Annotated in this window: 3 protein-coding genes and 3 pseudogenes; 3 read left to right on the top strand and 3 right to left on the bottom strand. The window is 65.4% G+C overall.

Going from position 1 to position 11,489, the window contains the following annotated elements; genetic code table 11:
• Positions 1–711 precede the first annotated feature (711 nt).
• On the bottom strand, positions 712–1,278 hold the full coding sequence (locus ACFYP3_RS35790; RefSeq protein ID WP_388842100.1) for a transposase family protein: 567 nt from the start codon (positions 1,276–1,278) through the stop codon (positions 712–714).
• A 372-nt stretch (positions 1,279–1,650) separates the two neighbouring features.
• Here ACFYP3_RS35790 and ACFYP3_RS35785 point away from each other — a divergent pair.
• Positions 1,651–2,322 (top strand): annotated as a pseudogene (locus ACFYP3_RS35785) (transposase); the annotation flags it as partial.
• Positions 2,323–2,675: 353 nt separating this feature from the next.
• A pseudogene (locus ACFYP3_RS35780) lies at positions 2,676–4,042 on the top strand (NF041680 family putative transposase); the annotation flags it as partial.
• A gap of 23 nt (positions 4,043–4,065) precedes the next feature.
• Here ACFYP3_RS35780 and ACFYP3_RS35775 read toward each other — a convergent pair.
• Positions 4,066–4,626, bottom strand: a complete 561-nt coding sequence (locus ACFYP3_RS35775; RefSeq protein WP_388842098.1) for a polyprenyl synthetase family protein — start codon at positions 4,624–4,626, stop codon at positions 4,066–4,068.
• A gap of 1,032 nt (positions 4,627–5,658) precedes the next feature.
• Positions 5,659–8,424: an RICIN domain-containing protein gene (locus tag ACFYP3_RS35770; protein ID WP_388842096.1), complete on the bottom strand. Its 2,766-nt coding sequence runs from the start codon at positions 8,422–8,424 to the stop codon at positions 5,659–5,661.
• Positions 8,425–9,863: 1,439 nt separating this feature from the next.
• On the opposite strand from ACFYP3_RS35770, the pseudogene ACFYP3_RS35765 reads away from it, so the two are divergent.
• Positions 9,864–10,231: pseudogene (locus tag ACFYP3_RS35765) on the top strand (transposase family protein); the annotation flags it as partial.
• Positions 10,232–11,489: the final 1,258 nt, after the last annotated feature.

The raw sequence follows: 11,489 nt of genomic DNA, 5'->3' as shown, positions 1-11,489 counted from the left end.
ACGCCATCCCCGCAACTACCTGGCCTTCCTCGGCCTAGCAGCCGCCCTCTGCTGCTACAAACGCCTCGTCCGCCTCACCACATAGGACACGGTCTAAGAGCCCAGCTCGATACTCTGCTCGACGGTCCTGGGATCTGCCCGTCTGCCAGCACCCCCTGGTCAAGCCAGCCCACGGGGGCGCTGGCCGCCGTGTTGTTGGTGGTACTGCCATGGCGCAAATCACGCCGTCCAGGTCTGATGGCCTGTGGCTGGTCCTGGCCGGCGACACGGCAGGCAGACCAATTGTCCGGCTCGTCCGCCGAGAGGGCTTGTAGTAGAGATTTCGTGCAACGGGCTGGCTGGTCGGGTCAGATTCAGTTGCTGGTGAAGCGGGCGTCAACGAGTTGGCATACGCCTGCCCGAACTTCCGGCGCCACCGGCGGATAGTCTCGTAGGCGACAACCATGCCGCGCTGATCATAGTCAACTGGGACTGCCTTGCCTGTCGACAGGGGCCTGGCTCTGTTGGTCGGGAACAAGGGGAACCAATGGAACACTCCTGGTCAGTCCCTTCTCCCGCGCGCCCTGCAGTGCCGCGCGTCAGAGGAAGTGGAACAACTATCCGCGGGCCTCCAGCCGCACAGCCAGGCGGGAGGCCTCCGCTACCCACCTCTGCAGCCGCCAACAGAAGCGCTTCCGACCCAGCCCATGACCCGATTGTCACTTAGCTTGTTCAGTGGCGAGTCTCCAGGGTGAGGCTGGCCTTGGTGATTGACGTGAGGTTGTTGGGATGGGAGCGGGCTTTGCGGAGGATGCGGCAGGTCTTGATCGACGAGAGGGTTCTCTCGGCAGGCCATCGGAGACGGGAGTGGGCCCGGTTGACGCGTTTTTGTTTGAGCGTGAGGTTCTTGCGTGGCTTTCGCTGGTGGGGAACAGCAACGCCGTCGCCGTCGCCCTGATAGGCGCGGTCCGCGACGACGGGGATCGTGAGGCGGACGCAGCTGGCGAGGATCCGATGCCGGCGGGCTGCGGTCAGGTTATGGGCCCCGCCTGGCAGGGAGGGATCCAGGCTAGGGTTCCGTCCGGCGCGGTGATGACCTGCAGGTTTACCCCGTGGCGGCGGTGCTTGCCGGAGTAGTCCGCTCGCACATCGCCGCTGCGGCCAGTCCGCGAGCCAGCTCCGGATGTCGCGTTCGAGGGCCTGGGCGGAGGGGTGGACCCCGCGCCTGACGGCTGTTGCGCACCGCCAGGGCCACAGGATGCCCCTTCGATCCTGCGCCCGCGCGCTTGCCGACCGCAACCGGCCCTCCGCGCGCCCGGTACGGGCCGCGCGTGGCCGGGCGGTGGGGTTGCCGGGCGGTGGGGTCAGGATAGGCCCGTTGCCCGTGCTGGCCGTGGGTCCGCGTCCTCACCGTGTGTTTTCCTCACCGTGGGTGGCGTCCCAGACGCGGACACGGCCGACCTCACCGGTCCTGGTCTCACGCAGGGCGGGGCGGCCCAGAGGTCTTCGGCCGGGACGCGGCCAAGCAAAGGCTGACATTGCAGGACCCAGCCAGGGTGACTACAGGCCCGGACGGGTCCTGCGTGGTGGATTTACCGGCTCGGCCGCCGGTCAGATCCTCGCCACGCTCGCCCCGCATCTACTTCCGGAGGCTGCTCGTCGCGGCCGGCCCAGTGGGCGCCGGGAGACCCGGCGATCACGATCGTCGTGGACGCCGGCTATGACGTCACCCGTTTGGCCTGGGTACTGCGGGATCTGCCCGTCGAGCTGGTCGGGCGGATCCGCGGCGATCGGGTGATGCGTCTACCGAAACCGCCGAGGATGCACGGGGTCAACGGCCGACCGCCCAAGCACGGGCCGGAGTTCCGCTTCGCCAAGCCCGAGACCTGGCCCGAACCGGCGATCACCACCGCCACCGACACGGTGAACTACGGAAAGGCCGAAGCGCAGGCCTGGGACCGGGCCCACCCGAGGCTCACCCACCGCTCGGCTTGGCTGGAGCGCGACGGCGAAGTCCCCATCGCCGAAGGCGCGCTGGTCCGCCTGAAAGTCGAGCACCTCTCGAAAGAACGAGAGGCTCAGTGCGTGTGGTTGTGGTCCTCCAGGACCGGCGCCACCTCAGCGGATGGGAACCTGTGCTGGCAGGTGTTCCTCAGGAGGTTCGATCTGGAGCACACATTCCGCTTCGGGAAACAGACGCTCGGCTGGACCACCCCGAAGGTCCGTACTCCGGAGGCCGCGGACCGCTGGACCTGGCTGCTGGCCGTCGCTCACACTCAGCTTCGCCTCGCCCGCCCGCTGGCCGCCGATCTCCGCCGGCCCTGGAGTAACCCGCCAGGCCCGAACGCAAGCCGCTTTCCTTCTGCGTCTTCCGCATTCGGCTTTCTCGGCGGAGTCGGCTTGGGGCTCGTTGTCGGCTGCGTCGTGGTCGTCCCGATGACCCTGCGCTGGGCGTGCGCAGCGGCGTAGGTCATTCGTCTGTGACCGCTCCCCGAACGCGTCGATGCGATGTGCCGTCCCATATCAGTCCTGTAGCTGCGGCGATGAGGTTTGGGAACAAGTCCTAATCTTGTCGTTTATCCACAGACGTCGAACTGGGCTCGAACTTGTTCGGTGTTTCCCCAGTTCACAGGACGTGTGAGAGGCCGTGCTCCGATCCTGTTCTCAGCCTTGATGCAGGTGCGGAGGACGGGGTCGTGGGACTGGTCGCGCAGAACGTCCAAACAGGCGCGTTCACCAAGCTGTCGGAGTTCCGCTCGGGGCTGTACGCGTGCCTGAGGTCGCGGGCGGATGCCCTGTTCGACTTGTGTGACGCGCTGCTGTGCACCGATGGACCGGTCCGCACCCTCGTGGATCTGGCGCTCGCGCCGGAACACCGGCGCGGGCACGGCGCCTTGTACTCCGGGATCAATCAGGGCCGGATCGGCTTCGCCCGTCTTCGTCGCGCTCTGGCGGGCGCGCCGCTGCCCCGGGCTAGCGACGGCCGCTTGGTGCTGGCGGCCGGACGCGGACACCAGCTCAGACCGGTCCTTTTGTCACACCTTCGGCCGCGGCCTGGGCAAACACCAGATGGTCCCTGGCTGGCCCTACTCGATCGTCGCCGCTCTCGAGCCGGGCCGGGCCTCATGGACGGCCCTGCTGGACGCGATACGGCTGGAGCCCGGCGCCGACGTGGCCGCAGTCACCGCCGACCAGTGGCGGGAGAGTGACCCGGATCTCCTGGTCGTACTCGACGCCGGATACGACGCGCCCCGCATCGCCCATCTCGTCGCCGACCTGCCCGTCGAGGTGTTGGGGCGACTCCGTTCGGACCGGGTGATGCGCAAGCCTGTTCCGGTGCCGTGGATCTGCCCGCCGCAGGGTGGGCGCCCACCCAAGCACGGCAGCGAGTTCGTCTTGGGCCGACCCGAGACCTGGGGCGAGGCCACCGCGGCGACCGTCACCAAAACCGACCGCTACGGGACGGCGACCGCGCAGGCCTGGGAACGACCGCATCCGCGGCTGACCCGCCGGGCCGTGGGGCTTGACCACGAGGGCCCGCTGCCGGTCATCGAGGGCACCGTGACCCGCCTATCGGTCGAGAAACTGCCCAGCGGCGGGGTGAACAAGCCCGTCTGGCTGTGGTGGTCAGGCGCTGGCGCCCAACCCAAGGACGTCGACAGGTACTGGCAGGCTTTCCTCCGACGCTTCGACGTGGAGCACACCTTCCGGCTCCTCAAGCAGACGCTCGGATGGACCCGGCCGAAGCTGCGGCACTCGGCGGCACCTTGACCGCTGGACCTGGCTCGTCCTGGCCGCACATGCTCAGCTCGGCCTGGCTCGCCCTCTCGCACGGGATCTGCGAGGGCCTTGGGAGAGACCGGCGGAACCAAACAGACTCACCCCTGCCCGGGTCGGTCGCGGGTTCAGAAACCTGCAGGCGAAGACGGGCACGCCAGCCGGTGCACCGAAACCTACCCGTCCTGGTCCCTGACGCCCGCTCGGCTCAAGAAACCGGCGGCCAGCGACCCGCTACGACGGCGGACGAGTCCTCGTGGCGCCTCGCACGGTGGAGGGGCCAGCACCGCCCGCGAGGGCGCCGAGCTCTCAGGCGCAGGCGAGCAGCTCGCCGGTCTTGCCAGCCGCAACGCCCAGCACTCGGTCCGCGCTGACATCGGTGTCCGACTCGATGAGGGTGTCGAGGTACTCGCCCTCGATCAGGGCCTGGACGCTGGCCAGCAGGATGGGGAGGGTCTGCTCGAGTCTCGGTGCGTCGGTGAGGGTCTGGACAGCGGCGAAGAACAGGGCATTGCCGGCCAGGATCGCTGCGGGAACCCTTGGCGCCCAAAGGGTGGGCCGGCCGCGCGGCAACGGGTCCTGGCCGATGATGTCGTCGTGCAGCAGGCTGGCGTTGTGCACGAGCTCGACCGCTACGGCGGCCGGGTATGAGGCCCGGGGTTCACCGCCGACGGCCTGGCAGGCCAGTAGGGCTGGGGCCGGGCGCACGGTGTCTACGGTGCTGCCCTGGTCGGCCCACCAGCCGAAGTGCAGTTCGGGGATGTGCCGGATCTTGGGGGGCAGGGTGTTGACTCGGAGTCGGATCAGCGGCCGGAGGGCCGCCCCGGTCTGAGCCAGGATCATGGTGCAGTCACGCGGTGAGTCAGCCACGTACGCTCCGCTTCCAGGGGGCACGTCCGCATCCACCCTCGGTCGCCGTGTGCTGGCACGCCCGGTAGGGCGCGCGCACCCGCGCGCGAAGCACTCCTTGGTTAAGGAACGCTGCGGATGCTCCAGCTGTTGTGCGAGCTCAGTCCCTGTCGTCCTTGACGGCCATGCCGCAAGCCGTCGCCGGTTAGCCCCCAGCTGAACCCGGCTCGCCCGGCGACCGCAGCCTCTCCCCTCTGGCATCTCGACCATGGCCTGCGACGGCTTGGTCTGCTTCGAGGACGAGACTGGTTTCACCCGCAGACAGCCCACCGGCGAACCTGGGCCAGGCGGGGCACCACACCGGTCGTGAAGCCGTCAGGGCGCCGCTCGGGGAGAGCCCCGGTGGCCTGGCTGATCGCGATGTGCCCGGGCTGGCGGAGCGGGCTCTGCCACCGCCTGCGCCGGCACACAGGCCGCAAGGGCGAGCGCCGCAGCGTGTCCGGTACCTGGGGCTGGCAGACCGTGTTCATCCTGCCCGCCTACGCATCCCGGGCTCAACGCAGCCCGGGTTCCGGCGGGCCCGCGTCCAACGCAGCTTCGCCAACTTCGCGGCGTAGGCCTCGGCCGGCTCGAAATCCTGGTTCGCGACCGGCTCAAACGATTCCAGCACCGGCCCTGCGTTCTGGCCGGAACCAGTCTCGCACCCCCACTACTCGCTGCACCTCGAAAAGCTGAAGGCAACTCGCCCACCGGTCTACCGCAACCTGGGCGGCTTCCGCGGACGAACCGGAGAACTCCGCAACCACCCCACCTGTACCAGAGACGGCGCATCACTCCCGCCTCGCTGACACAGCGCCGGCGGGGAAGTGCTCTTGCCAGATCTGGCGGACGCCGTCACGGTCGCCGAGGCTCCGTTGGAGCGGCTGTCTAGGGTCGCCGCTCCAACGGAGCTTTCGGTCTATGCAGTCCGGTCCGTCGGACCGGTTGACTTACGGGTTACGGGGTCAGGCCGGCCCTGCAGGGGGAGGTCCAACGGCCGGTCCGCCCAGCCGGTCACTGCCAGGTCACACTGACTCGAGATCCCAATTTGGACAGCTTCCCGTCGGAGTCGTACATTTCCGCTTGCCCAAACACTGTCTCTCCGCTCCGGCTTTGGATGGAAACTGTGGTGGTTTGCGGCTTGCCGTCACAATTTGGTGTCACCGTTGTGGTGCCTGCAGGAACGGACCAGTTATTCCAGAGCGGAACCACGATTTTCGTAGCGCTACCACACGTGTAGGTGATGTTGACTTTGACTATTCCCGTTGACGTGGTGCCCTTCACACTGTTGACCGTGATGGAGGGAGATACGTATGGGCCAAAGGTCCACTTCTGCGCGTCATCCTTATTATCGCACGGCTTGGTCACCACATCGGTGTCCCCTACCGGATGGGCATTTGACGCGGCGAGGCAAATACCGGAATCCGTGCTGGCCCCCGGGCTGGCGGCGCCGATCAAGGTTTTACTGTTGTCAGTGAAGAGGTGGATGGTTCCGTCCGTGTATCTGCGCCACTGCTGGCCGTGAAGAGTCGCGGCGGCAGCGGTGGCCGACGAGTTGCACGTTTTCAGAACAACGGAGTGGTCGCTTGTCGTCGAAGGTGCCGACTTGGTCGTGCTGGCAGTGAGGCAGTACACCGTGCCGCTGCCGTCGTCCGACTGCATCGCCTGCAGCTGGCCGTTGGTGTTGAAGGTCCACCTCTCCGCGGTGTTGTTGTTGTTTCGGTCGAAGTCACAGTACCAATCGATGATCTTCATTCCGGCGCCGTCGGTCCAGTTGCCGTTATCCGCGCCGTTCAGGCAGTAGCTGTCCGGCGGCGCAAGCGCGCTGGTGAGTTTGATCTTGTGGCCAATAACGCTTCCAGGCATAGGCATGGACTTGAGGACGTCTCCCTTCCCGGAGTGCCACCAGTCGTTAAGGCGCTCAACGGAAGGCTTCACCTGCCCTGGGATGCCGCCGAAGTGAGTCGCCAGCGTGTCGATCTCTGCTTTCGCAGCCTCCACGTCCGGCGTTCCGTCGCTATGCGGCTTCGTGATAGCCAGAAGGAAAGCGGCGATTCTCACGTACTCACTCGGGGTACCATCCGTTTTGGGCTGCGCGGCTTTCCACACGTCACCCTCAGCGGTGAAATCGAAATCCGCTGCCATTTCCTTCAGGAGATCATATGTGTGCCAGTAGCTGACCCCGAACGCCGCTCCACTGACGGACGCCTCGAACTCGTTTGAAAAGTCCTGACTGTACGCCGCGAAGCCGTCAGTGCGGCTACCGTTGGCCAGACCCTTCTTCGCGGCGCTCTCCAGTTTGACGGCGGGGTTCGTTTTCCAGTCAGTCCCGGCCACCGCGACGACATCCTTCACTGTCTTCTTCGCGGTCTCGCTTAGGGCATAAGACGGATTATTCAGGTAAATTTTTGGATTGTTCTTGGCATAATTGCGATACTCCAGCTTCAGGAGCTTCAGAAAATTCGGCTCGAACGCGACTTTGGCAGCATCCTGCCAGGTGGCGCCAGTGAAGCCCGCGTTGATCAGGCCTTGCTTGATGCCCTCGACGGCCGTCATGGCGTCCTTGCCGTCGAACCCGACCGACTGTAGGGCATTGCACGTCATGTGATTCAGGGTCTGATCGTCGACAAGATCGGTCGCCTGCGTCAGGTTGCGCCACTTGTAGTATCCGACACCCTCCCGGACTCGGAGGTCGCCGTAGGCCTGATTGATGTCGGCGCCGTCATTATTAGCGCCACCCGCATCAATGGCAGGAACAAGTTTCTGATCTTGGGCAATCCAAGAGTGGTTATCGTTGACGGACATGCGCGAGCCGTACAGGTCATCCCTCATGATGAACATGTCGATAGGGGCAAACCCGAGGCGGCTCGCCCACCCACTGACCCCGAACACGTTGATTCCGCCCAATATCATGTTTGCAATGGACCGCGCGTCGCCGCTCAAGCCTCTTGCGATATTGATACCCATGCTTACGGCCCAGGTGTTGATGGCTTCATAATAGTCGGCGCTCTTGATGTTGGACTTCTTGCCCTTGCTGACCTTAATACCCTGCTTCTTTATGGCTGCGATCAGCTTTTCGCCGAACGGGGTGGTTTTGTCGAGAGCCGTTTGCGTAGTGTCCTCTTTCATTCTTCCGAAGAGGTCCGCGGCACCGTTGACAATTGTCGAGATATCCCCGTTCAAAGTAAGGAGCGGCTGCAGCTTCTCCAGCATCTCTTTGTCGCGGGTGCCGTCTGCTATCTCCTTGGCAGTCCAGGTCTTGTTCGACACAGCCGCGACCGCCGAGGCGGCCTCTTTTCGGAAGTCCTTGAGAGCCCTGACCGCGGATCGTATTTGCGCCTCCTCGGCCATGCCCTGGAAATATTCCCATCCCGACGGCACGCCCGTCGTCACGCTGGCGGTCGCGGCCGCCATGTCCGCGAGGGCAAACAGCAGCTTCGTCTGCGAGAGAACGTAAATGTCTCCCTGGGAAGTGCTGTTCTGTACGTTCACCTGAACCGTGTCCTTGGAGCCCTGGGGCGCGTTGGCCCAGTCCAGGAATGAGGTGGGCAGGTTGAACAGTCTCAGTATCTGGCCATCCGACTTGCCATTCACCCAGTCGTATCCAGTTTGCGGGCCTTCCCAAGAAGTGAAGCAGTTGAAGCCAGCAGGGGTATCGGCCGCGCTGGATGCGGCCGCGCCGGCCAGGAGGCCCGTTCCAGCAATTCCCATGGAAAGGACCACGGCGAGGGAGCGGTTCGCGACAACGCTCGCTATATGTGGCTTCTTGTGACGTAACATCATTTCTTCTCCTACTGGTGGAAAGAGGGCGAGGCCGAGGCGGCCCCGTCCGGATCTGCTGAATTACCGATCTGGCGGCGCACCACTGCCACGGCGCACTCCTGTTTAACCGGGCTGGGGACGCTACGACGCGCAGCCCGGTCTGATCAGACCTGCCGCTGTTAGAACAGGGCTGAGGGCGGCGGGACGATGTTTCATGTGCCGTGTCCGTGCCTGATTCAAGGCGGCCCTCACGTGTTGTGCTCTCTCACGAGATGCGGTGCCGTCCGGACAGCGCGAGAAGCCGTGCTTCCCGGGAGGGGGCCTGGGCATTCATCATTCCGTTTCCGGCGGTCATGTCCGCCAGTCGTGTGCTCCGATAGTGTGCGCGGTTCTTGCGGCAGCAGGCCTGCAGGATGGGCCGGCCCGACCAGGAGTGGGGAAACTGCTTCAGCCAGAGGCGACGCCGGGCAAGAAGCGCGGACAGGTGATGCACCATCAGGCGGTTTCCGTCCCCGGTGCACTTGGAAACGCTCCCCTCGGCGAGCAAGACGCCTCACCCCGCCCGGCACAGGTTTCCCTGACCATGGACATCCAAGCGGCTGCGTGAACGGCCGCGGGCAGACCTCTGGACTGGGACGCCCTGGAAAGAGCCACGGCGACGGCCTAAGGCGAGGCGAACCGAGCAGCCAACGCATCTGCCGGAGCGGTCCTGCTGACGGCGCTATGATCCGCCTTCCAGGCTCGCCGGAGCCGAAGCAGGTTGCCCCAGATACCCCAGCGAGAGCACGGGAAGCAGGATCAAGAACACCTGCCTGAAAGAGGGCAAGCGGAATAGAGCGAACATCAGTCGCTCTACCCTTGGGTGCACGCCCGGTGTGGACCCTCACCACGGCCGTCCGGCGTCCACCCACCCGCCAGACCCTGACGCCCTGCATGCTCTCCAACACTTACCACCCACCCCGCCCGCGAAAAGCAGGCACCTGGGCGCCTGGCCCGACCACCCCGTCAGACAAACGCAATCTCCAGCGGCAGCCGTGCTGCGGTGTCCCAACACGGACTCCACCAACGACAACCTCCAGTCAAACGGCCCGAACCCCGGCCATCGGCCACTGAACCCTTAGACACCGCCAGCCGGAAAACCTCACGCCCTCACCCAAAAAAACCGACATCCGGCGGCAGTTGTGGTTAAAAGTCCCGAATGTCGGCAGGTGTCTGCCAGGCTCTGCGGCCTCGTTTTCCGACCGGCCGGAGATGCACGTGACCCACGAGACGATCTACCAGCGGCCCATGTGGGCGCCTGTCCCGAAGGGCACCGCTTCCCCGATCCGCGCCGACGGCTCCCCAACCATGGAGCCCTTTCAGCTTGGTCACTGATCGGTGGGGTGGCGGGTGAACGGGCAGAGCCCCACCGATGTTGAGCGGGTTGTCTAGGCCAGCTCGTCACCGGTGGGGCTCTGTTGGTTTCCTATCGTGCCGTACTCGATGTCCCGCATGCCCTCGTGGAGTGGGTCACCATGCTGACCGTCATTCGGGAGGTCGACCGCAGGTGCAAGCTGTCACCTTCACAGCGTGCACTGGCCGCACTGGTGTACGTGCGCATAACGACACCTTCACCCAGCTCTCCGCCGGATCCGCGATCAGCGCGGGCGATGCCCACGCCTGTGTCCACACCGTCGTTACCCGCCTGGCGGTCCGTGCGCCGGGACTTACCACGGCAGTGGGAGATGCCGATGTCCGGTACGTCCTGCCCGGCGGAACCTTGGTCGAGTGCGGCCGCAGTGGCGACGGACGAGCCGGCTGCTCGGGCAAGCACCGCCGTCACGGTGGGGTCTTGGCCCAAGTTGCGTGGGCTGGTGACGGTGGAGTTCCAGTCGGTGGTCAGCCCGGCGGTCACCGCTTCGAAGTCGTCTCCAGGCCGCAGCAAAGGTTCTGATGCCGGGCAGGCCCGACGTCATTGCCGCAGTGATCCACTCCGGCAGGCGTAGGCCGTCGAGCGTGGTGGTGAGCATCTCCGCGAACGGCGGATCCAGCCGCAGACGATGGAGTATCGGCCGCGGAATCCCCGGGCGGTGATCTCCCGGAAGAGAACGAGGACGGTCAACCGTCTACCGGTCTCGCCCCAGCGTTCGGCCAGGTAGGGCTTAAACGGATCGAACTTGCCCGGAAGTTGCCGCTTGCGGCCTTTTGACTATGTCCTGCCAGGACGCGGCACGGGCGTATCGCCGGACGGTGTGCCGACCCGAGCCCAGATCCTGCGCGACGGCACGCCGGCTCATGCCCCGGGGGGAGTAGTTCGTGAACGAGAGCGTGATGCGCCCGCTCGGCGAACTTACCCCCGGCGTATTTTCGCCTTATCACCTGCGGTTTCTTCACTCGGCATCGCCGAGATTGGTCCCCGCTCGGGGGCAGGCAGCGGCACGTCACGCAGGCTGGAACGATGGGCGGCCACGGTCTTCTCGACGGCGGAGGCGCGGTTCTGCCAGAGGTGGAACCGGGCGCTCTCATCACCAGCTCGGCCGGCGCCTTCCGGGCACCCGCCAACCTGACGATCACCCTTTCCTCGTCCGCCCCCGAAGCAGCCCGGGCCTACAGCAATGCCGGCGTAATCCGCCCCCTGCCAAACACGGCACAGGCATCCTGCATGACCACGCGCCCTGGCGAGAACTCGGTGCTCACCACCCCACCCACGGGATTGCGAACGCCATGCACCGCATGATCAAGGGAGCCAACAGTCTCGGAATGACCGTCCGCCTTCGAACCGCTCACAGACTGACCGGCTGAACCACGCGGGTCATTTTCTTGTCAGTCGCACTTTTGGCCAGGCACTGGAGCGATGACCCAAGCGAACGGTGAGGCTGTTTCCTGCTCGGCGCATGGATCACGCAAGGGGCGATGCGGTCAGCCCGTGATTTTGAGCAAGCCTTGATTACTCCGTCGCCCACTACGACCAGCTCCTGCGGCTCGCCGACCCCGCCGCCCCACCCCTTAAGACCGTGTCCTATGTGGTGAGGCGGACGAGGCGTTTGTAGCAGCAGAGGGCGGCTGCTAGGCCGAGGAAGGCCAGGTAGTTGCGGGGATGGCGT

It is taken from the genome of Streptomyces sp. NPDC005533 (assembly GCF_042871845.1).
Taxonomy (GTDB): domain Bacteria; phylum Actinomycetota; class Actinomycetes; order Streptomycetales; family Streptomycetaceae; genus Streptomyces.
This window is presented reverse-complemented; position numbering and strand designations above follow the sequence as displayed.

What these genes read in the sequence shown, in the direction of transcription:
- ACFYP3_RS35770 (WP_388842096.1), bottom strand. Translation starts at nt 8,424, where the DNA reads ATGTTACGTCACAAGAAGCCACATATAGCGAGCGTTGTCGCGAACCGC.